This window comes from Edaphobacter bradus, from assembly GCF_025685645.1.
GTDB classification, from domain to species: Bacteria; Acidobacteriota; Terriglobia; order Terriglobales; family Acidobacteriaceae; genus Edaphobacter; species Edaphobacter bradus.
Genome location: NZ_JAGSYF010000008.1, coordinates 58618 through 79392, shown reverse-complemented (window position 1 = coordinate 79392; position 20775 = coordinate 58618). Strand labels below are relative to the sequence as shown.

Sequence of the window (20775 nt, the reverse complement as noted above, 5' to 3'; positions counted from 1 at the left end):
GAAACGCGTTCTTCGGGTTGTGCTTCGACAGAACCTTCGTGATCGCCGCCGTCAGCGTCGTCTTGCCGTGATCGATGTGTCCGATCGTCCCGATGTTCACGTGCGGCTTAGACCGGTCAAACTTTTCCTTCGCCATGACTGCTTATCTCCTCATGTTGGCCGGTGCATGCACCGGCGGTTCTTGTGAAATCAAAAACGAAAAACGAAATCCTGCTTCTCTCAGTAGTACGAGTAAAGCCGGAAGAACCTCTGCCGCAGCTCAGGAGCGACCTTCTCAAGGCTGGCCAGGTAGAACTCGCGAATCTGGCCCTGGTCGCTGTCACCCAGATGGCTGTACTCACTCGCAGTCGATGATCCCAGAAGCCCCGCCTTCACGACGGACTCGAAGTCGCGAATGCGAAGCTTTAGCCTGTCGAGGGACTTGAGAAACTCGACGACCTTGCCCGTGGAAAACGAAGACTCGATGGCCGACTTCACCGCGCCAAAGCGCCGCGTGTCGCCCACCGGAAGTACAGGCTGCTCATACATCGTGCTCAACAATTTCTCCTGCAAACTGCCTTTGACTCTCTGGAGCGGGAGACGGGAATCGAACCCGCGACCAACAGCTTGGAAGGCTGTGACTCTACCACTGAGTTACTCCCGCCCATACGCAAGCAAGCAGGCGAATCAGCGATTCAGCCCTCATGCCGGCTGGATCGCGGCGCCTGCCGGCCCGCACAATTCTGGAGCTGATGATGGGGCTTGAACCCATGACCTCTCCCTTACCAAGGGAGTGCTCTACCACTGAGCTACATCAGCCTTACAACCAACCTTCTCATCCTACCGCGAACGCAGCCATCCAAGCATTACGCGGAAGCCAAAAAATCCCAGCAGGATCCACGTCAGCGATCTGAACTTTCCCGGCTCTATCGTCTGCCAGGCAAGTAAAGCGAGTACTGCGAGCACTGCCAGCGCGATTGCCATTCGTCCACTGCCGGCAGGGCTCAAATCCACAACACTCACCCGTCAATGAATCCCAAATCTACAACACTACAAACTCAATGGTGCACAGGGGAGGATTCGAACCTCCGTAGCGCAAAGCGCGGCAGATTTACAGTCTGCTGCCATTAACCACTCGGCCACCTGTGCACATTCTGCCGAACTGCTCCGCACAGACATCGCGACTCGTCAAGGCGCGCTTCGATCCGGATTGCGGACCAAGCCGATTCCAAATCCCTTGAAGAAGTCTCCTGAGGTCTGCGCAACCAGAACGGTGCGGCAGTACAACCAAATTCAATCTCTTCTCGCCGAGTGAACTGGAGCTGGCGAAGGGACTTGAACCCCCGACCCTCTGATTACAAATCAGATGCTCTACCAGCTGAGCTACGCCAGCCCACACAGCCTTCTGTCTTGCCCCTGTAAGCCCTGTCCGCAGAGAAACACGGAAGTGCCCGCGCAGAGTGCGCCGCAAGATCAAAGTTAGCATAGTGAAGTCACCTGAGCAATGCCTCCATCGCAGACCACGTCCTTGTCTTGCAAGCGCCTGATTGCATGCTAGCCTTGACGGCGTCTAAATAGCGGCGTCGACGCTCGATTCTGGGAGGTCTCCTCGCAATGCCCGGTCCGCGGAACCTTGTTCTCTCTGGCTCCTTTCTTGGCTGCACTCTACTCCTTTCCGCCGCGCTCCTTTTTCCCCGTCCATCCAGCGCGCAGCAGGTCATGGACAACGACGCCATCGTCAGGCTGACGGAGGCTGGCCTGAACGAGGACATCATCATCCAGACCATCAACGCACAGCCGGGCCACTACGCGACCGGGGCCGGCGACCTCATCACTCTCAAGCAGGACGGCGTCTCGGAGAAGGTCATCGCCGCGATGATCAACAAGGCATCTGCGGCTTCTGGGGCGAATGGCGCTGGCGTTGTCACTTCGCCAGCTGCCAGCTTTGCTGGCGTGGATGAGATCGGCGTCTACTACAAGAAAGAGAACAGCAAAGCCGACAAGTGGACTGCGATCGAGCCGGAGATCGTGAACTACAAATCTGGCGGGTGGGTGAAGAGCACGGTAACCCAAGGCATCATCAAGGAGGATCGAAACGGTCACATCGACGGCAATGCCAGCCAGCTGGTCCTGTCGCGCGGCACCAGCTTTCTGCTTTATGTTCCCGATGGCGTCTCCCCGGTCGAATACCAACTTCTCAGACTCCGCATCAACTCCAACAATCGCGAGTTCCGATCGCAGACTGGCGGCGTCTTTCACTCTTCAACAGGAGCCCAGCGAGATAACGTCAACTTCACAGCGGAGAAGCTTGCGCCGCGGATCTATCGCTTCACGCTCGGGCATGATGCAGCCAAAGGAGAGTACGGCATTCTGCCTCCTGGCATGATTAACGCGCCGAATGCCAGCCGCGCAGGAAAAATCTATACCTTCGCAATCATCGAATAAGCGTAATAATGCTGTGTAGTCTCTATGCCAACACGCCGGCACGCATACGCTTTGACCCACCTCATGATTCTCATCCTTACGCCCGATGCGTAGATCGACTCGCTATTCGCTACTGCTTGTGCTGGCGCTTCTCGGTGCGCTCACCATCGCCGTCGTGCTGCGCAAAGCCGCGCCTCCCGAGGCCGCGCGTCTGCTGCCTGAGTCTGACGCCATCGCCTACGTCACTCTGAAGCCGATACGCCTGGCCACGCACTTCGACCGCAACCTGGTCACGCGGAGCCCCGAGTACCAGCGTTTCGTCGACGCCACTGGCATCGTGCCGGAGCGCGACCTCGATGTGGCCGCCTTTGCTCTTCACCGGATGGACAACCCCAACGGCCCCAACGGTCCAGTTGGCTATTCCGAGGTCTTCGAGGGGCGCTTCGATGGCCAACGGCTCGCGAAGTATCTCGCGGGCATGGCTACAGCAAGCGAGATCTACGACCACCACACGATCTACACGATACCGATTCATGACGGTGACGCGGTCCGCCTGCTTCGCATCGCACAGCTTGGCTACGACAGCATTGCTATGTCGAACATGCCGACGACCGAGCAGATCCACTCCATCCTCGATCGCCACCGCTCCGCCGCTTCGCCGTTCTCTGGTTCCTCGTTGCTCTCGGCGCGGTATCGCGACGTTCCCCTGCTCTCCGCCGCCTGGGCAATCGGTCATATAGGCCTTCCCTTCTCCGATCGCGGTTACATCGCCATCTCCGGCTTGCGGCTTCCCATGCCAGAGGACACAACCTTCGTCGCCAGTCTGCGATATGTGGGAACACTGCATCTGCGGATTGAAGAGATATCTCCAACTGAAGCTGACGCACAGCGCTCCGCGGCCTCCCTCAACACGCTGCTCGGACTTGTCAAATCCATCCAGCAGGTACAGCCACGAAACGCCTCCGACGCCGCCATCCTCCAGATCATCGGTTCTCTGAAACTCGAACAGCGCAAGGACCGCGCCATTCTCACCGCGACGATCCCCATCGAGGCGCTGCAGCAGCTTAGCGGAACCACTTCACAGCTCTCTCCCGGCATCCAACCACCTGAAGTACCCGCTGCGTCGCGACCGGATTCGACTCACTGACCTCCTCGCATCGGTCCTTCTCGAGGCCGTCATGATATCTCCCCGCCGGACTGCCCCAGCATCCTTCCTCATTTGCCTGTACTTCGCCATCGGCTGCAGCAACGGGAGTTCTACCTCGTCTACAACCACCACGATGGGTGGGTCAGGCACGAGCACCATGCAGGCTAACGCTGGGTGCATCGGCGCCGTTCAGACCGGCTCTGCGGCCTTTATCGACTACACCAAAGAGACGCCCGGAGCGTGCCGCCATCTCACGCCGGCTGATCTGCCTCAACCCAACACTGCATCCTCTGTGACGAATGGATCAACTCTAGTGGCCCGCGTCAATAACCAACTCCCTCAGGTGCCCTCCGGATTCACTGTGCAGCAGTACGCTACCGGCCTGAATAATCCCCGACTGCTCGCCACCGCACCCAACGGAGACATCTTCGTCGCCGAACCCGCCGCCAATAACGTTGTCGTACTCCGTGGTGTGGATGCGACGGGCAAGGCACAGTCCACCAGCACCTTTGCGTCGGGACTCAATGCTCTCTTTGGCATTGCCTTTTACCCTGTGGGCGCTAGTCCGCAGTATGTCTACGTCGCCAACGTAGACTCGGTTGTTCGCTTTCCCTATCAAAGCGGGGACACTCAGGCCCGTGGCGCCGCGCAAGTCGTCGTTGCCACCCTTCCCCACAATGGCGGCCACAGCACGCGAACCCTTGCCTTCACCAGCGATAATCGCTTGCTGGTCTCGGTAGGCTCCGCGGGAAACGTCACCAATACCGACACCGACACCTCCGAGACGAACCGCGCCGATGTGCTCGCCTATACGCCGGATGGAACGTTCCTGAAGATCTATGCCTCTGGCCTGCGCAACGCAGTCGGACTTGCGGTGAACGCCGCCGGTGCCGTGTGGGTCTCCGTCAACGAGCGAGACGGACTCGGCGATAACCTGCCGCCCGACTTTGTCACCCACATTCAGGAGGGCGGTTTCTATGGATGGCCGTGGTACTACATCGGCGCCAATCCTGACCCGAGCCTGCCACCCAGTCACCCCGAGCTTGCCGCAATGACGATCGTGCCGGACACGCTTCTTCAGCCTCATTTTGCTCCGCTCCAGATAGCCTTCTACACCGGCTCGCAGTTCCCCGCCATCTACAATGGAGACATCTTCGTCGCAGCGCACGGCTCATGGAATAGATCCATCCGCAGCGGCTACGAACTGTTGCGCGTGCTGCTGCAGAATGGCACCGCGACAGGGGTCTATGAAGACTTCATGACCGGCTTCGTCAATGCCGACGGCACCGTCTGGGGCCGTCCTGTGGGCGTCACTGTTGGCTCCGACGGCGCTCTCTACGTGAGTGACGACGCCTCCAACTCAGTCTGGCGTATCGCTTATACCGGCAGCTAATTCACCGACTTGGAAGCGAGGGAGCTGCGAAGACCTACCGGGCTTGCGTTCATCCGCGATATCACATTTTCATAAATTGCAGCTAGCATGGAGATCAGGTTCTTTCAGGAGGAACACACCGATGCGCTACGGGACCCCGCTGCTCGCTCTCTCGCTGTTACCTGTTACTCTCGCCGCCCAGACAAACACCGGCTCGTCATCCTTTCACGATTGGACGCAGGAGAAGCCCGGCGTCCGCTGGAAGACCATCGTCAGCGATCTGCCCGAGCCGAACGAGGCCGAGTCGGTCGATAACGGCCCCACACTCGTGCCGCGTCCGGATGGCGCGTGGCCGGAGGCTCCTGCCGGCTTCAAAGTGCAGCTCTACGTCGACGGCGGGTTCAAGCAGCCGCGTCTGATTCGTACCGCGCCGAATGGCGATCTCTTCGTCGCCGACAGCGAGGCGGGCGAAATCGTTGTGCTGCGCGGCTTGACTCCGGATGGAAAGGCAGCCACGAAGGAAACCTTTGCTACCGGTCTTGATCACCCGTTCGGCATTGCCTTCTATCCGCTCGGGCCCAACCCGAAGTGGGTCTACGTCGCCAATACGACCTCCGTCGTCCGCTTCGCCTATAAGAACGGCGACCTCAAGGCCTCGGGCCAACCCGAGACGATCGTCCCGACATTGCCTGGCTATGCTCAGCTTCGCGGCGGCGGGCACTGGACCCGCGATGTTGTCTTCTCGAAAGACGGCCGCCGCATGTTCATCTCCGTCGGCTCGGCCTCCAACGTCGACGACACCGACAACAACCCTAACGAGTTTCACCGCGCGGATGTCCTCGAGTATTCTCCCGAAGGCAAGTTCGTGAAGATCTATGCGAGCGGCCTCCGCAACTGCGTCGGCGAGGCGATCAACCCCATCACGGGCCAGCTCTGGTGCTCCACCAACGAGCGCGACCGGCTTGGCGACAACCTCGTGCCGGACTACATCACCAGCGTCAAAGAGGACGGATTCTACGGCTGGCCGTGGTGGTACATGGGTCCGCACCAGGACCCACGCCACGCAGGCAAGCATCCTGAGCTGAAGGACAAGGTCATTGTTCCCGACGTCCTGTTGCAGTCCCACTTCGCATCGCTTGAGATGCTCTTCTACAACGGCAAGCAGTTTCCCTCCGACTACACCGGAGACGCCTTCGCTGCCGAGCACGGGAGCTGGAACCGAGCCCACCGCGCTGGTTATGAGGTCATCCGCGTGCCGATGAAGAACGGCCATGCCACCGGCGAGTATGAGGACTTCTTGACCGGCTTTGTCACCCCCGATGGCAAGGTGTGGGGGCGCCCGGTAGGCGTTACCGTCGCCAATGACGGCTCGCTCTTCGTGACCGACGACGCAACGCGGAGCGTCTGGCACGTGATCTACACCGGCAAATAGTGCTTATATAGAACGACGGCGCGGCCTGCTACAGAAGCCGCGCCGTGTTCTTTCCACCCACATCCGCCAGCAGCGCTCAGGCGCAGAGCTGGGGCACGTTCCCCACCGGTATCGGAATCAGACCCGCAGCCGGCTCTTCCGCGATAATTCGCAACAACGCATCGACGCAGTCTGGATCGAGCTTTCTGGGAGCGAGCTTCGTGAGGATCGAGACGATCTGCCTGAGGTCGAGTCCCGTCCGGTAGGGACGGTCCTCCGACAAGGCTCCATACACATCGGCGACCGCGACAATGCGCGACTCCAGCGAAAGGTCCGCCCGCATCAGCCGGTTCGGATACCCCGTGCCATCGAGCTTTTCGTGGTGCTCCCCAGCGATGATGGCCATCTCCCGGAACGGCCCGATGCGCTCGAGAATCTGCCGCGTGAGCCCAGGATGCTGGTAGACAGACTCCCATTCAAACTCGTCCAGATACGTTGCCTTGTCCAGAATGGTGTTCGGCACGCTGAGCTTGCCAATGTCATGCAAAAGCGCCGCACGGCGGACCAGTTGCACACGCTCCGGCGCAAGTCCCATCTCGCGTGCGATCCCATAGGCCGCATCCGCAACGCCCATCGAGTGCCTGAAAGTGAAATGCGACTTTGCATCCACGACGTCCGCAAAAGCCTCGCAGATCTGATCAATCCTGCCACCCTCCAGGGTGTGCCGGGTTCCGGCGTCAAGGTCAAGCACCGCTCGCCGCGTATCGTCCTGGCTGTCGGAAGGCAGACAGTGGTTCCAAAGCACGCCACGCCGGTGCAGAGAGACCGCGACTCGCACCAACTCCGGATCAAACCACGTTCCGCTGCGCTCGATAAGCGTATGGATCGCCTTCTCGACGCCGCACTCACCGGAGAAGACATCGAGATGCTGGGCTACGGCGCAGATGCGAGAGAGCAAAGGAATCTCCCCGCCCTTCAACGCGTCGGGATGCCCTCCGCCGTCCCAGTGTTCCTCGATACTGCGAACGGCTTCGGCGGCTGCCGCACCGAGGCCTAGTTTGGTGACGATGCCAGCACCTCGGTCGCATTGCAGCACGATCTCGTGCGTCGTGCTGGTGTTGGCGTTGCTGCTGCGGCCGACGTCCTTCAAGAGCAGCGCAAAGTAGAGGCTGCTGGTCGCCTCGGCCGTCAGCTTCAACTCGGCAGCGATTCGCATTCCGAGAAGGCAGCTCCGCAGAGCATGCCCCAGAACCGCTCCCTCGGTCAGGTCAAGCGCATAGGAGAGAGCGGAGATAATCTCCGACAGTGAGATCGAACCGTCTGTGTTCGAGAGGCCGCGCCGAAAGGAGGCCGAGGTTTGAACCATGTAATTAATCGTTCCAGTTCCGGCGTACACCACCGTCGAGATTGGGAACCACAGCCGCAAGCCACAAAGCCTGAGACCGAATATCTTCGAAATAGTACCGGTCTGCCGGGCTGCCCTGGAACTCCCCAAAAGATGCATAATCAGTCACCTGCGCGGGCGACCTTATTTGCAAAAACGTCTCTGTTGCCTGATTCTGCTGCAATGGAATTTATCGGCCCCCGCACCCAGACAATCCTGCGCTACAACTTTTTTGTCTCTCTCTGGATTCTCTTTTGTCTGATCCTCCTCGCACCTATGACACCCGCACAGACCGCTCCGGCGAGCCGACAGATCCTCCCGCTGAACACGGGCTGGCAGTTCCGTCAGATGGACACCCCGAACGCCGAGTGGCGTCCAGCCACTGTCCCCGGCGATGTTCACCTCGACCTGCTGGCGAACAAGGTAGTCCCCGATCCGTTTTACCGCGACAATGAAGCCAAGCTGCAGTGGATCAGCCAGGCCGGCTGGGAGTACCAGACGACCATCACGGCAACACGCACGATCCTCGCCCGCAAACACATCGACCTGGTCTTCGACGGCCTCGACACCTATGCCCAGGTCTACCTCGACGGCCATCTCCTGCTCACCGCCGACAACATGTTTCGCCAATGGCATGTTGACCTGAAGCCTTATCTCAAGCAGGGCGCCAACACTCTCCACATCGTCTTTCCTCCGCCCGACAAGGTCGCGCACGAACGCGCCTCGCAGGACAGGTGGAGCAAGATCATCCAAGCCGCGGACAAGACCTACATCCGCCGCGCAGCCTACGAATACGGTTGGGACTGGGGGCCGACCTTCGTCACCAGCGGCATCTGGCGCCCGGCCTCGCTCAGCCTGTGGGACGGCGCACGCATCGACGACCTCCACATCCGCCAGAGCGACATCTCCGCGGCGGTCGCGCGACTCAACGCGCAGGTGCAGATCACCTCAGACATCGACACCGCCGCAATCATCCGTCTCACCTACACGCAGGACGGGAAGAAGGTTGCGACGACACGCACGGTCGCGCTCCACCGCGGCGACAACACCATCGATGTCCCCGTCGAAATCTCCAAGCCTGCTCTCTGGTTTCCCGCAGGGTACGGAGCACACCCAATCTACGAGTTCACCGCAGAACTCAGTCTTGGAGCGCATCTCGTCGATAAGCGCACGACCCGCACCGGTCTGCGTTCCGTCGTGCTCGAGCGCGACCGCGACAAGTGGGGCCGCTCGTTTGAGATTGTGGTGAACGGAATCCCCATCTTCGCCAAGGGAGCGGACGTCATCCCCTTCGACTCCTTTCCCTCACGCGTCACAACGGCAACCTACCGCCACATCCTGCAGTCCGCCGTCGATGCCAACATGAACATGATCCGCCACTGGGGCGGCGGCTACTACGAGTCCGACGAGTTCTACCAGATCTGCGACGAGCTCGGCCTGATGGTCTGGCAGGACTTTATGTTCGGCAACGAGTGGCAGCCCGGCGCCTACGACTTCAAGCAGAACGTCGAAAAGGAAGCTGAGTACCAGGTCACCCGCCTGCGCAATCATCCCTCCATCGTCCTCTGGTGCGGTAACAATGAAACTGAGATCTCGTGGAATTGGGGACAGGTCACGAAGATCCACAACGCTCTTCAGCCCGAATCCCGGCGCCGCATGTGGGAGGACTACCTCACCGTCTTCAGCGGCATCCTGCCCCGCACCGTCGCCCGCCTCGCGCCCGAGACTCCCTACTGGCCCAGCTCCCCCAGCGCCGACTACGAGGACGTCTCCGACACCTACGCCTCCGGCGACATGCACGACTGGAACGTCTGGCACGGCCGCGTCCCCTTCACCGAGTACGAGGAGCATCACGGCCGCTTCCTCACCGAGTACGGCTTCCAGTCCTTCCCCCAGTTGAGCACCATCGACGCCTTCACGCTGCCCGAAGACCGCACCAGCATCTTCACCCCCGTCATGCTTGGTCACCAGAAGAACAACGAGGGCAACTCGCTCATCCAGGACTACATGCTCAAGGACTACACCGAGCCGAAGGACTTCCCGTCCTTCCTCTACGCCAGCCAGGTCCTGCAGGCCGAAGGCATCAAGATCGGCGCCGAGCACCACCGCCGCGAACGCCCGCGCACCATGGGCTCCATCTTCTGGCAGCTCAACGACTGCTGGCCCGTCGCGTCGTGGTCCAGCATCGACTACTACGGCAACTGGAAGGCGCTCCAGTACTACGCGCGCCGCTTCTTCAGCCCTATCCTCGTCTCGCCGCACATTGAAAGCAACGCACTCGCAGTCTACGTCGTGGACGATCACACATCACCGGCCCCCGCGCATCTTCGCGTGCGCATCATGGACTTCAGCGGCAAGGTCCTTGACGATCACGAGCAGGACCTGAAGCTCGCCCCGCTCGCCAGCAAGATCTACTATCAGGAACCGCTGCCCGGGCTTCTGAGCAGGATTGGCGTCGATGCCTCGACGGTCTTCGTGGCCACCGACCTCACCATCGACAACCACACCGTCTCGACCAACCTCATCTACCTCGTTCCCACAAAACAGATACGTCTCCCACAGGCAGAGATCTCCCATGCCATCGCAAGAGACGGCTCTGCCTACACCCTCACGCTGTCCTCAAAGGTTCTTGCCCGCGGCGTCTACGTCACCTTTGGCTCAAGCAAGGTCGAGGTCTCTGACAACTACCTCAACCTTCTGCCCAACACCCCGCAGACCATCACCCTGCAAACCTCTGCGTCGCTCGAAGACCTCAACAAGAGCCTACGCATCGTCTCGCTCGTCGACGCCTTCCCGCAGCAGCAGCAGGCTAAACGCTAGCGCACCCATACAAACAGCAAGGCCGGCCAAATCGGCCGGCCCTTTGCCTGCTCTCAAAATCAATTTAGCGATTCAGTCCAGCCGCCTTCGTGCCTGCAAGGCCGATCGCAGGGGCTGCCGGAGCTTCGCTTCCGAGGTCTGCGAGCGTCATCCGCAGATACTTATGCGGATTTACCGGCGTGTTGTGGATACGCACCTCGTAGTGCAGGTGTGAGCCCGTCGACCGGCCGCTATGCCCTACGTAGCCGATCACCTGGCCTCGCACCACGGTCTGTCCAGATACCACGGCAAAGCCGGACATGTGTCCGTACAGCGTCTCGACTCCGTGTCCGTGGTCGATGACCACCTCGCGTCCGTAGCCGTTGGACATCTCCGCGACCTTGATCAAACCATCTGCGGTTGCCCGTACGGGAACACCATTCGGGGCCGAGATGTCGAGTCCCTTGTGGAACTCACCCTCGCCATTGCCCAGAATCGGATCATCGCGCTCACCGAAGCTGCTCGTAATGGGACCCATCACCGGCCACAGCGACGGCACATATTCGGCTACGTCCCCGGACCCTCCCGGAAAACCGGCAAATGGATTCGCATCCGAGTAGGTCGGACGATTCAGCCCTGAGAGACTCCGGGCCGCCGCCCCGTTCATCGCCGAAGTGCGCAACGAATAAAACGCATCGACCGACTTGTAGTAGCCGTCATCCGTCATCGCCGAAGCGGTCTCGGTCAACGGCGTCGTTGCAACCGCATCAGCCACCGCAGCCGACCTCGCCTTGCCCGTCACCTTGCCCATCGGCACAGCGAGCTTGCTTGCTGTCAGTCCATAGATGGCGGAAACTTCGCTTGCCAGCGATCCCAGCGACGCCGCCCGAATGTCTTTCTCATGCGCCTGCTGTTCAAGATGCGCGTAGTCCTTCTGCAGCGCGTTGTGGTCCTGCCGCAGTTGGTTGAACCGAGCCGTCTTGATCAGCATCCGCGAATATGATCCTGCGAGCCCCGTGATCGTGAACATGCCGATCACCGCAGCCGCCACAAAGATGTAGGCGTAATGCAACGGTACCGGCACCTTGTTGATGGTTCCGTCTTCGCCGCGGCTGACGAACATGATGTAATAACGTTTCTTGAGGCTCATCCTGAATCCAGGCCCAAAGGTTTCGCCGCCAACACGCGGTTCTGAGGAGAGTTCCGAATATTGGACGGCAAAATGAACTTTGCCAATCGTCATTCAGAATAGAAAGACCCTCTTGAGCACTTTAAAGAGGGTAACAAAGCAGCAACATGCAGGCAACCAATTTTAAGCAAAGAACTTACCCCCGATCTACCACAAATGTGGCATTTAGCGCCAACCGGTTATCCTGCTTTCCAGCATGCGAAAGACGCCGTCGAAGCCGCTGGGAGAGCTTGCCCTGATCGACCGAATCCGCCACGGTTCCACCCGCCGAGCAACGCGCTCGGTCGCGCTCGGCATCGGGGATGACTGCGCGATCCTCCGTCCCCCGGCTGGCAACGAGATTCTGGTGACGACCGATCTCTCCCTCGAAGGCCGCCACTTCCTCCGCGACCGTCACCCGCCTGAGTCCGCCGGCCACCGCTGTCTCGCACGGGGCCTGAGCGATCTGGCCGCCATGGGAGCGACCCCGCTGGCTGCCTTCCTCTCGCTCGCTCTCCCTGCCACGATGCTCTCCACGAAACGAAGCCTCGACTGGGTGGACCGCTTCTTCGCCGGCCTCTATCATCTCGCCAGCCTCCACAACGCGCCCCTGGCTGGCGGCGACACCTCGGAGTCGCCCAGCGGTCTGATCCTCGCGGACATCCTCCTCATCGGCTCGGCGCCGCGGGGACGCTCCCTGCGCCGCTCCGGCGCTCGGGCAGGAGATGCCCTCTACGTCACCGGCTCCCTCGGCGGCGCATCGGCTGAACTCGCGAATCTCCTCGTCCGCCGCAGCCCCTATCGGAGCGTCAACAACCTCGACGGTCACCCACACCTCTTCCCTGCACCCCGCCTCGCCGTTGGCCAGGCCCTCCTGCGGCGGTCACTCGCCACCGCAGCCATCGACCTTAGCGATGGCCTCTCGACCGACCTCGCTCATCTGTGCGAATCCTCGAAGCTGCGCGCCGAGATCGAACAGGCGGCCCTCCCGATCCACCCGCTCGCGCGGAAGCTCTCCAGGGAGCAAGCTCTCCACGCCGCGCTGCACGGTGGCGAGGACTACGAACTGCTCTTCGCCGCACCGCCTGACCAACGCATCCCCCGTATCATCAGCGGGGTATCGATCACGCGCATCGGCACGCTGAAGCCCCGGCGCACAGGACAGCCGGAGATCACCCTGATCGAGCCCAGCGGCAGACGAAGCCGCCTCCAGCCCGGAGGGTGGGAGCACTTCTCTGCCTCCGGCAAAACCACCGGCTAACCCACCAGCGCCATCAGGCTTTGAAGTTCTTCTTGAGCGTCTGCCAGCACGTGTAGTACTCGTGCTGCAACGACGCCGTGTCCATCGCAAACTTCGTCGGACGGCAGACGAAGCGAGTCTCAAACATGAAGGCCAGCGTGCTTTCGAGCTTGACCGGCTTCAGCTCAGCGTTCGAGGCGCGCTCGAAGGTCTCCGCATCAGGCCCGTGGCCGGACATGCAATTGTGAAGGCTTGCCCCGCCGGGGATGAAACCTTCGGCTTTTGCATCGTACGCGCCCTCGATCAAGCCCATGAACTCGTTCATAAAGTTGCGGTGAAACCACGGCGGGCGGAAGGTGTGCTCGGCCACCATCCAGCGCGGCGGAAAGAGGACAAAATCGACGTTGGCTGTTCCGGGGAGTTCGCTGGGCGAGGTGAGCACCGTGAAGATACTCGGGTCGGGGTGGTCGAAGCTGACGGTGTTGATGCAGTTGAAGCGCGCCAGGTCATACTTGTACGGCGCGTAGTTGCCATGCCACGCGACGACGTCGAGCGGCGAATGGTCAAACTCCGTCGCCCAGAGGTTGCCGTGAAACTTGGCGACGACCTGAAACTTTCCGTTATCTCTGTTATCGAACGCGGCGTGCGGGGTCAGAAAATCGCGGCTGTTTGCCAGGCCGTTGGCTCCGATGGGACCGAGGTCAGGCAGACGCAGCGGCTGCCCGTAGTTTTCGAGCAGATAGCCGCGGGCCTCCTTTTCGAGCAGCGAGACCCGGAACTTGATGCCGCGCGGAACAACGGCGATCTCGCCGGGAGAGAGCTCGAGGATACCGAGCTCTGTATGCAGCGCGAGGCGGCCGAGTTGGGGGACGAAGAGCAGCTCGCCGTCGGCGGTGTAGAAGAAACGGTCCGTCATGCTCTTGTTCGCGGCGTAGATGTGGATGGCCACGCCCGAGTGCATAGTGGAGTCACCGTTGCCGGCCAGCGTCGTCAGGCCGTCGATGAAGTCCATGGGCTGCGTGGGGATTGGAAGCGGGTCCCAGCGAAGCTGGTTCGGCGGAGTGTCAACCTCGTTGAACGGAGTGGACCGCACAAGGCCGTTGGCGATGCGCCCGTAGGGCTTGTGCATCACCGAGGGGCGGATGCGGTAGGTCCAGGTGCGTCGGTTGAGCAGGCGCGGTGCGGTGAAGGGGCTGCCGCTGAGCTGCTCGGTATAAAGGCCGAGCGGAGACTTCTGCGGGGCATTCTGGCCGATGGGGAGAGCGCCTGCGACGGCCTCGGTGGCGAACTCATTGCCGAAGCCGGTGAAGTAGTGGAGATCGGGCATAAGGTCCTCGTTCATAGAGCTGCGTCTGCGGAACAAAAACTTCGCGGCGCGCCGAGGGCGCTCCGAGCAGACACCGTAGCTTAGCTGAAACCAGACAGAATGTGCTCAGGAAGTACGCCGTCAGGATTCCCGTGCAGGATTAGCCGAGGAGATGACGACCGTCTTCGCATTGAGAAACTCGCGCATCCCCGCGGCGGAGAGCTCGCGACCATAGCCGGAGTGCTTGATGCCGCCAAAGGGCAGCCGGGGATCACTCGCGACCATCGCATTCAGAAAGACTGCCCCGCACTGAAGCTCTGAGACGAACCGCTGCTGCTCCGCAGGATCGCGGGTCCAGGCAGAAGCAGCCAGGCCGAAGGGAGTGTCGTTGGCGATCTCGATGGCCTCCTCCAGCGAGCGCACGCGGAAGAGCATCGCCACGGGGCCGAAGAGTTCCTCACGGTAGACGGCCGATTTGCGTGGAACTCCTGCAAGCACCGTCGGCTCGAAGTAGTTGCCGTCGCCCATCATACGCTCGCCACCGGTAAGGAGCCGGGCCCCAGCAGCAACCGCGATCTTCACCTGGGCCTCGAGGTCGGCGACGATTTGCGGCGTTGCCAGAGGACCGATGTCGGTCGAGTCCTTCATGGGATCGCCGATGCGCATGGCCTCCATGCCGGCCACAAAGCGGGACTCAAAGGCATCGTAGATGGAGTCAGCAACGATGAAGCGCTTGGCCGCGATGCAGGACTGGCCGCTGTTCACCAGGCGCGCACGAACGGCAGTCTCCACTGCGAGATCGAGATCGGCCGAGGGCATCACGATAAAAGGATCGCTGCCACCAAGCTCGAGCACCGATTTCTTGATGAGCCAGCCCGCCTGCGCGGCGATGGCGCGGCCCGCAGGTTCGCTGCCGGTAAGAGTAACCGCTGCGATCCGCGGGTCAGAGAGGACGCTCTCGACCTGCCGGGCTTCGACAAGCAGAGCCTGGAAGGCGCCGCGGGGAAATCCTGCGCGGCGGACAAGCGACTCAATCATCAGAGCGCACTGAGGAACGTTGGAGGCATGCTTGAGCAGGCCCACATTTCCAGCCATCAGCGCTGGAGCAAGGAACCGGAACACCTGCCAGAACGGGAAGTTCCACGGCATGACCGCGAGGATGACACCGAGCGGGTCCCAGCGGACGTAGCTGTGGTTCTCCGTCGGGATGGGCTCCGGCATCAGGATGCGCGCGGTGTTGTCGGCGTAGTAGCGGCAGGCCGTGGCACACTTCAAAACCTCTTGTCGCGCGGCATGCAGCGGCTTGCCCATCTCGAGCGTGATGACGGCAGCGAGATCGTCCGTCTCGTGCTCCAGAATGGAGGCGAGCTTGCGCATGCACAGGGCGCGATGCTCGAGCGGAACCCGTGCGTACTCTGCGAAGGCCTGCGCTGCGAGAGCGAGCTTGTCGCGTATCGCCTGCTCGGACAAGGGATCAAAGCTGCGCAGAAGTTTGCCGGTTGCGGGATTGATGGATTCGATGGCCATGCGTCGTGAAGAATTACTCCGATGCTAGCTTAGCAAGCGCTTCGGCGAGGATACGGGTACCGCGCGCGATGTCGGATGGCGCAGCGTACTCGTCGGGCCGGTGGCTGACGCCATTGCGGCACGGGATAAAGATCATCGCAATAGGCACGATGCAGGCCATGAAGGACGAGTCGTGATACGCGCGGCTCACCATCTTCCTGTACGGGATGCCGTTCGCCGCGCAAGCGTCTTCGAGGACCTGAACGATATGTTCCGAGGACTGCGCGGGCTGATCGGCGTTGATGAACTCTTCGGCGATGGTGACGTTGCGGCGTCGGCGAAGCTCCTCAATGTCAGCACGAATGGCCTGCATAACAGACTCGCGCCTCGCCGGATCGGTGTCGCGGATATCGAGTTGCAAAATGACGCCGCTAGGGACGCTGTTGACCGCGCCGGGATACACGTCGCAGGTTCCGACCGTGGCCACGGTGTCGATCGCTCCAGTCGCGAGCGTGTGCTTCTCCACGGAGAGAATCAGCTCGGCGGCAGCGCAGAGAGCGTCACGGCGGTCGGGCATCAGCAGCGCTCCAGCGTGACCTCCGAAACCCGTAATGGTGAAGCGGTAGCTGGCGGGCGCGGCGATGTTGGTGACGATGCCGATGGGAATCCCCTCGCGCTCGAGCAACGGTCCCTGCTCGATATGCAGCTCAACCCACGCATGGTAGTAATTGGCCGGAAGAACCACCGATGCGAGTGAGCCCGCGAAGCCTGCGGCAGAGCGAACCTCCGCCAGGCTGCGCGCAGTATCGGCGGGCTCGTTGGCCTCGCGCAGCGAGTCGGCGCGAGTGGGATCAAGCGTGCCGGAGAGAAGACGCGAGCCGATGCAGCCGATACCGAAGCGCGTCGGCTCCTCGGACGTGAAGAGGAGCAGTTCGATCGATCGACGCGGCTGAAGTCCGCTGCTCTTGAGAGCGCGCATAGCCTCAAGGCCGCCGAGAACGCCCACCGTACCGTCGTACATACCGGCGTGGGGAATGGCATCGAGGTGCGATCCCGTTCCGACCGCAGGAAGCTGCGGCTCCGCGCCGACCCAGCGGATGAACGTGTTGCCTACAGAATCTTCACGAATCGTAAAACCCTCTTTGACAGCGATCTCTTTGAGCCAGGCGCGTGCACGGAGGTCGTCGGGCGAGAAGACGATGCGAGTGACGGCCGTTCCCTTGGGATCGGGCTCGACGCCGGTGAAGGTGGCAAGCGTCTGGAGTTCGTTGAGGAGACGGGCTTCGTCGATATGGATCTGCATGGTTCGAGTACCTGTCCGGTTCAAGAGTCTAGCTGAGCGGGTGACGGTTCCAGTCTTTGTAGATGAGGTACTTCGCGGGCTTCTTGCCAATAGCTCCAAACCACTGCGGGCAGTACGGCGCCATCCAGATGAAGTCTCCGGCAGTGACGGGATACCACGAGTCCCCGAGGCGATAGATGCCACCGCCTTCAAGCATCAGCAGGCCGTGCTCCATCACATGCACCTCGACCATGCTGAGTGCCGCGCCCGGGCTGTAGGTCATCGTGTTGACGGCGAAGTCGAAGCCAGAGTCCCCGGGCAGCAGCGCACGGACCTGCAGATCAGGATCGCCGTTGAGCGCGGTGGAGGCGACGGCACTCTCCTCGCCAAGAAAAGCCTCCGGAATCGGCGCACCGGAGAGCGGCTTGTAGGGCTTCTCGATGACTGCGACGCGCGTGGTAGACGTAGCCTTGAGCTGATGCCGTACACCGGCAGGCAGGTAGGCATAGCCGCTCTGCGACAACGTCTCCGTGCCGTTCCCAGTCGTCAGGGTGGCAGCGCCTTCGAGCACGTAGAGAAAGCGCTGCGCCTCCGTCGAGCCGAGGACGCCGTCGGTCTCAAACTCGGCCGTGTACTGGGTAAAGGCCGCGCCTCCAGCGGGCGAGATGTGAACGACGGCGGTCGCCTTCTTCATGCCGGGAAGCTCGGCGCGGACAAAGGTGTCCGGCGTGTGTAGGAGATGGTCGCGCTGACTGGTGCTGCGTGTGTGGCCGAGATTATGCATGGTAGTCCGTGAGCAGATTCTTATCATCGCGCAGTAGCGCCAAGAACTCCATCGCCGTTGCGAGCGCTGCGTCTATATCTTCGGGCAGCACAGCCTCATCGGGATGATGGCTCAGCCCGCCGGGGCTGCGGAGAAAGAGCATGGTCGAGGGAATGTGGGGAGCCATGACCATAGCGTCGTGCCCGGCTCCGCTGGACATCATGCGCGAGGGATACCCAGCCTGTTGCGCGGCGGCGTGAAGGAGCCTGGTGAGCCGGGAGTCCATTGGCACGATGGTCTGATCGAGCAGAAGACGCGAGTTGAGCTCCACGCCACGTCTCGCAGCGGCTGAGGCGGCGCTTTGCAGAAGCGTGGTGACTGCGTCGTTGCGCGTAGCGTCGACGGCGTGGCGGACGTCAAGCGAGGCAGTCACTCGACCGGGGACCACGTTGCCGGCACCGGGTTCGGCATGGATTTTGCCGACGGTTGCAACAAGGCCGGGGACAATTTGCGCGTGGGCCTCTACGCTGACGATCCACTCCGAAGCAGCCGACAGAGCGTCATGGCGCAGGCGCATCGGCGTAGTCCCGGCATGGTTTGCCTGCCCGGTAAAGGTAAGCTCGAAGCGACTCTGCCCAACAATCGCGTCAACGACGGCAAGAGACGCCGATTCCGCTTCGAGAACGGGCCCCTGCTCGATGTGGAACTCGAGATAGGCAAAGGTTTCGGGCGCGAACTTCGCGGCGGCCAAATCTTCGACGCGAAGACCGAAGCTTGTGATGGCTTCGGAGACCGTAACTCCATCAGCGTCAGGACGAGCGAGAAGTTCAGCGTCGAGCTTGCCGACAAGCGCGAGGCTGCCGAGGAATGGCTTGCCGAAGCGCACGCCCTCTTCCTCGGAGAAACCGACGACCTCGATGGCAAAGGTCAGCTTCGCGCCGTTCAGTTGCTCGACGACTGCCACGCCGAGGACAACGCCCAGAATGCCATCGAACGCCCCCGCATTCGGCACAGTGTCGAGGTGCGAGCCGATGAGCAGGCGCGGCGAATCCGGCGCAGTTCCGGGATAGAGGCCGCGAATATTGCCTGCTGCGTCGATGCCGACGCGCATTCCAGCCGCTTCCATCCACTGGCGTAGCAGCGTATGAACATCACGCATCGGCGGCGAGAGGAATGTACGCGTAATCTCGCCGGGGACCTCGGTGAACGCGGCGATCTGACGGCAGCGGGCGACGATCTCCTCTCCGCGTCCAACGCTGGGCGAAGCACTCATGCCGTGGGCCTGCGTCGGACGCGCGCCTCGATGGTGCCGTGCGGCTCGTCTGTCGGCACAAAGATCTCGTTGGGGTTGTCCTGGCCGAAGGGCGAGAGATCGACGAGAAGGCAGTGCTTGTTCGGCATCGTAAGCTCGATCTCGTCGATCTGCGGGACGGCCTCGAGCGCCGCCTGGGCCATCGCGAAGAGCGTCTGCTGCACAGATTTGCTGTCGTGCTCGGCGAAGGTCGCGAGCATGGTCTCGCGTATCCCGCAGCGCACAGCGTCATAGTCGAGGGCCTGAGTGTTGTAGCGCCACTCGGCGCGGAGAGCGGTACCGAAGAGACGGTCATTCGTCTCCTTTAGCGTCGTGAGCGAATCCTTGATGTAGCCCGCGAATCCAGACTTCGCGGTCTTGAGGATAACGAGATGCTCGAGGCCGGAGTGAATCTCGAAGGCGCCATTCTGCGCGCGCTCCACACGAGTCGTCTGTACCTCGCTGCTGCCCCGCATGAAGGTATCGGGATGCGGATCGCCATCTACAGTGAGGCGCTTCCACAGAACGCTCTCGATGGTGACGGCGGCGGAGCTGACCTGCGGATTGCGGCCGAGCAGAAAGTCGACAAGCTCGCGGCCATACCCCTCCATTGTGGTGGCGCTCGATGAGCGTGCAATCGAGTACACCGTGTTCTTCATCGTGTCGGTGGGAAGAATCTTGCTGTTGTCGCCTTCGAGATGCGCTGAGTCGAAGTCGCCCTTCAGCAGCACCTGCACACTCCATTCGCGCAGGTCGTTGCCATGCGCATGACGAGTCACCTTCATCAGGCGAACACGAGATTTACCGTAGCGATTTTCAGCAAGCTCAATCATGCGTTCTAACTTCCCCTGTAAGTTGTGTAGCCGTTAGCGGTGAGCAGCAGCGGGATGTGATAGTGCTGGCTGGGGTCGGCGATGGTGAAGACAACCTCGACGTAAGGATAGAGGCCGGTGAGCTTTTGCGAGTAGAAGTACTCCGATGTGGCAAAGTAAAGCTTGTAGTCAGTGGCGCACAGCGGGTGAGAACCGAGTAGAGTCTTGCAGCGTCCGTCGGCGTCCGTGCGGCCGGAGCCGATCTCGTGCCAGGCACCGCCCGCCGGATTGTCGTGGAACTCGAAAAGCTTGAGCGCGACGTTGGCAACGGGGCGGCCGATTGCAGTATCGAGAATGTGAGTTGAGATTCCCATTGTCAGTTGGACTCCAGCCAGCGGCGCAGTCGAAGCTGCGTAATCTGGCGTTGCTGTTCTGCTGCCTCACGGAGTTCGTTGGCGGCATCGTTGTTCATGCGTGATTCCAGGATGCCGAGTATCTCGGCAGATGTCTTGCCAGTGGCGCAGACGATGAAGATGCGGCCGAAGCGCTGCTCGTAGCGGCGGTTCGCCTCCGCAAGCGTGAGCTTTGCAGCTTCGTCGACGGATGCCTTGCTCTGCTCTTCCGATGACCAGCGCAGCGACTGCGCCGTAGCCTGCACTGCATGCAGCTGGCCAATCCGCGGATGGCTGTCGAAGGCCTGCTGCCAGTCGCTCTCGCCAAGCGCGAGCCAGATGTTGTTCGATGAGTCGAGCAGCGCGGCCTCATCAGCGATGGGACGTCGCGCGGCGAGCGTCTCAGCCCATGCCTGCGATCCGCAGCAGGGCAGAATCTCGCGAGCGGCGGATTCGACATCGAGCACGTTCCATCTTGCGAGGACCGGATTCATGGGTG

Annotated in this window: 18 protein-coding genes and 4 tRNA genes; 6 read left to right on the top strand and 16 right to left on the bottom strand. The window is 61.4% G+C overall.

All coding sequences use genetic code 11. The annotated features are described in order from the left end of the window. The 6 genes from OHL16_RS20030 to OHL16_RS20005 form a co-directional block, all read right to left on the bottom strand. The coding region (locus OHL16_RS20030) for a GTP-binding protein (protein WP_263367967.1) at positions 1-136 on the bottom strand (136 nt) is incomplete at its 3' end. A gap of 83 nt (positions 137-219) precedes the next feature. After that, the gene (locus OHL16_RS20025) at positions 220-537 is read right to left on the bottom strand and encodes a hypothetical protein (RefSeq protein ID WP_263368970.1); all 318 of its coding nucleotides are present in this window, start codon (positions 535-537) and stop codon (positions 220-222) included. Positions 538-568: 31 nt separating this feature from the next. Then, positions 569-643 (bottom strand) — tRNA-Gly (locus OHL16_RS20020). Between the two features lie 80 nt (positions 644-723). After that, positions 724-798 (bottom strand) — tRNA-Thr (locus tag OHL16_RS20015). Between the two features lie 243 nt (positions 799-1041). After that, a tRNA-Tyr gene (locus OHL16_RS20010) sits at positions 1042-1128 on the bottom strand. 168 nt (positions 1129-1296) lie between these two features. Then, a tRNA-Thr gene (locus tag OHL16_RS20005) sits at positions 1297-1372 on the bottom strand. Between the two features lie 221 nt (positions 1373-1593). Between OHL16_RS20005 and OHL16_RS20000 the strand changes: the two genes are divergently transcribed. From OHL16_RS20000 to OHL16_RS19985, 4 genes are all read left to right on the top strand, one after another. Further along, complete coding sequence (locus OHL16_RS20000; protein WP_263368969.1) at positions 1594-2424, top strand: hypothetical protein; 831 nt, start codon at positions 1594-1596, stop codon at positions 2422-2424. Positions 2425-2509: 85 nt separating this feature from the next. Then, on the top strand, positions 2510-3550 hold the full coding sequence (locus OHL16_RS19995; protein ID WP_263368968.1) for a hypothetical protein: 1041 nt from the start codon (positions 2510-2512) through the stop codon (positions 3548-3550). A 31-nt stretch (positions 3551-3581) separates the two neighbouring features. After that, complete coding sequence (locus OHL16_RS19990) at positions 3582-4943, top strand: PQQ-dependent sugar dehydrogenase (RefSeq protein ID WP_263368967.1); 1362 nt, start codon at positions 3582-3584, stop codon at positions 4941-4943. 121 nt (positions 4944-5064) lie between these two features. After that, positions 5065-6354, top strand: a complete 1290-nt coding sequence (locus tag OHL16_RS19985) for a PQQ-dependent sugar dehydrogenase (protein ID WP_263368966.1) — start codon at positions 5065-5067, stop codon at positions 6352-6354. Between the two features lie 76 nt (positions 6355-6430). Here the strand turns inward: OHL16_RS19985 and OHL16_RS19980 are convergent, their stop codons facing one another. Further along, positions 6431-7759 (bottom strand): HD domain-containing phosphohydrolase, encoded by a 1329-nt coding sequence (locus OHL16_RS19980; RefSeq protein WP_263368965.1) that lies wholly within the window; start codon positions 7757-7759, stop codon positions 6431-6433. A 141-nt stretch (positions 7760-7900) separates the two neighbouring features. Between OHL16_RS19980 and OHL16_RS19975 the strand changes: the two genes are divergently transcribed. After that, the gene (locus tag OHL16_RS19975; RefSeq protein ID WP_263368964.1) at positions 7901-10537 is read left to right on the top strand and encodes a beta-mannosidase; all 2637 of its coding nucleotides are present in this window, start codon (positions 7901-7903) and stop codon (positions 10535-10537) included. A 64-nt stretch (positions 10538-10601) separates the two neighbouring features. Here the strand turns inward: OHL16_RS19975 and OHL16_RS19970 are convergent, their stop codons facing one another. After that, positions 10602-11666 carry a M23 family metallopeptidase gene (locus tag OHL16_RS19970; RefSeq protein ID WP_263368963.1) on the bottom strand — a complete coding sequence of 355 codons (1065 nt, stop codon included), beginning with the start codon at positions 11664-11666 and terminating at the stop codon, positions 10602-10604. 235 nt (positions 11667-11901) lie between these two features. Here OHL16_RS19970 and thiL point away from each other — a divergent pair, with 235 nt between their 5' ends. Beyond that, a complete protein-coding gene (thiL, locus tag OHL16_RS19965; RefSeq protein ID WP_263368962.1) occupies positions 11902-12945 on the top strand; it encodes a thiamine-phosphate kinase in 1044 nt (347 codons plus the stop codon). 13 nt (positions 12946-12958) lie between these two features. Here the strand turns inward: thiL and hmgA are convergent, their stop codons facing one another. The 8 genes from hmgA to uraD all read right to left on the bottom strand — a co-directional run bounded on the left by hmgA (position 12959) and on the right by uraD (position 20770). Then, positions 12959-14266 (bottom strand): homogentisate 1,2-dioxygenase, encoded by a 1308-nt coding sequence (gene hmgA, locus OHL16_RS19960; RefSeq protein ID WP_263368961.1) that lies wholly within the window; start codon positions 14264-14266, stop codon positions 12959-12961. A gap of 105 nt (positions 14267-14371) precedes the next feature. After that, positions 14372-15757, bottom strand: a complete 1386-nt coding sequence (locus OHL16_RS19955) for an NAD-dependent succinate-semialdehyde dehydrogenase (protein WP_263368960.1) — start codon at positions 15755-15757, stop codon at positions 14372-14374. Between the two features lie 13 nt (positions 15758-15770). Then, complete coding sequence (locus tag OHL16_RS19950; protein WP_263368959.1) at positions 15771-17039, bottom strand: M20 family metallo-hydrolase; 1269 nt, start codon at positions 17037-17039, stop codon at positions 15771-15773. A gap of 28 nt (positions 17040-17067) precedes the next feature. Next, positions 17068-17802: a (S)-ureidoglycine aminohydrolase gene (gene allE / locus OHL16_RS19945; RefSeq protein WP_263368958.1), complete on the bottom strand. Its 735-nt coding sequence runs from the start codon at positions 17800-17802 to the stop codon at positions 17068-17070. Beyond that, the gene (locus OHL16_RS19940) at positions 17795-19054 is read right to left on the bottom strand and encodes an allantoate amidohydrolase (protein ID WP_263368957.1); all 1260 of its coding nucleotides are present in this window, start codon (positions 19052-19054) and stop codon (positions 17795-17797) included. Before OHL16_RS19940 ends, allE begins: the two co-directional genes overlap by 8 nt. Then, positions 19051-19905 carry a factor-independent urate hydroxylase gene (gene pucL / locus OHL16_RS19935; protein ID WP_263368956.1) on the bottom strand — a complete coding sequence of 285 codons (855 nt, stop codon included), beginning with the start codon at positions 19903-19905 and terminating at the stop codon, positions 19051-19053. The genes OHL16_RS19940 and pucL overlap by 4 nt, the downstream gene beginning before the upstream one ends. Before the next feature lie 5 nt (positions 19906-19910). Next, positions 19911-20258 carry a hydroxyisourate hydrolase gene (uraH, locus tag OHL16_RS19930; RefSeq protein ID WP_263368955.1) on the bottom strand — a complete coding sequence of 116 codons (348 nt, stop codon included), beginning with the start codon at positions 20256-20258 and terminating at the stop codon, positions 19911-19913. 2 nt (positions 20259-20260) lie between these two features. Further along, a complete protein-coding gene (gene uraD, locus OHL16_RS19925; protein WP_263368954.1) occupies positions 20261-20770 on the bottom strand; it encodes a 2-oxo-4-hydroxy-4-carboxy-5-ureidoimidazoline decarboxylase in 510 nt (169 codons plus the stop codon). Positions 20771-20775 lie beyond the last annotated feature (5 nt).

What these genes read in the sequence shown, in the direction of transcription:
- OHL16_RS19990 (WP_263368967.1), top strand. Translation starts at nt 3,582, where the DNA reads ATGATATCTCCCCGCCGGACTGCCCCAGCATCCTTCCTCATTTGCCTG.
- OHL16_RS19970 (WP_263368963.1), bottom strand. Translation starts at nt 11,666, where the DNA reads ATGAGCCTCAAGAAACGTTATTACATCATGTTCGTCAGCCGCGGCGAA.
- uraH (WP_263368955.1), bottom strand. Translation starts at nt 20,258, where the DNA reads ATGGGAATCTCAACTCACATTCTCGATACTGCAATCGGCCGCCCCGTT.
- allE (WP_263368958.1), bottom strand. Translation starts at nt 17,802, where the DNA reads ATGCATAATCTCGGCCACACACGCAGCACCAGTCAGCGCGACCATCTC.
- uraD (WP_263368954.1), bottom strand. Translation starts at nt 20,770, where the DNA reads ATGAATCCGGTCCTCGCAAGATGGAACGTGCTCGATGTCGAATCCGCC.
- thiL (WP_263368962.1), top strand. Translation starts at nt 11,902, where the DNA reads ATGCGAAAGACGCCGTCGAAGCCGCTGGGAGAGCTTGCCCTGATCGAC.
- OHL16_RS19955 (WP_263368960.1), bottom strand. Translation starts at nt 15,757, where the DNA reads ATGGCCATCGAATCCATCAATCCCGCAACCGGCAAACTTCTGCGCAGC.
- OHL16_RS19940 (WP_263368957.1), bottom strand. Translation starts at nt 19,054, where the DNA reads ATGAGTGCTTCGCCCAGCGTTGGACGCGGAGAGGAGATCGTCGCCCGC.
- OHL16_RS19985 (WP_263368966.1), top strand. Translation starts at nt 5,065, where the DNA reads ATGCGCTACGGGACCCCGCTGCTCGCTCTCTCGCTGTTACCTGTTACT.
- OHL16_RS19995 (WP_263368968.1), top strand. Translation starts at nt 2,510, where the DNA reads ATGCGTAGATCGACTCGCTATTCGCTACTGCTTGTGCTGGCGCTTCTC.
- hmgA (WP_263368961.1), bottom strand. Translation starts at nt 14,266, where the DNA reads ATGAACGAGGACCTTATGCCCGATCTCCACTACTTCACCGGCTTCGGC.
- pucL (WP_263368956.1), bottom strand. Translation starts at nt 19,905, where the DNA reads ATGATTGAGCTTGCTGAAAATCGCTACGGTAAATCTCGTGTTCGCCTG.
- OHL16_RS19950 (WP_263368959.1), bottom strand. Translation starts at nt 17,039, where the DNA reads ATGCAGATCCATATCGACGAAGCCCGTCTCCTCAACGAACTCCAGACG.
- OHL16_RS20000 (WP_263368969.1), top strand. Translation starts at nt 1,594, where the DNA reads ATGCCCGGTCCGCGGAACCTTGTTCTCTCTGGCTCCTTTCTTGGCTGC.
- OHL16_RS19975 (WP_263368964.1), top strand. Translation starts at nt 7,901, where the DNA reads ATGGAATTTATCGGCCCCCGCACCCAGACAATCCTGCGCTACAACTTT.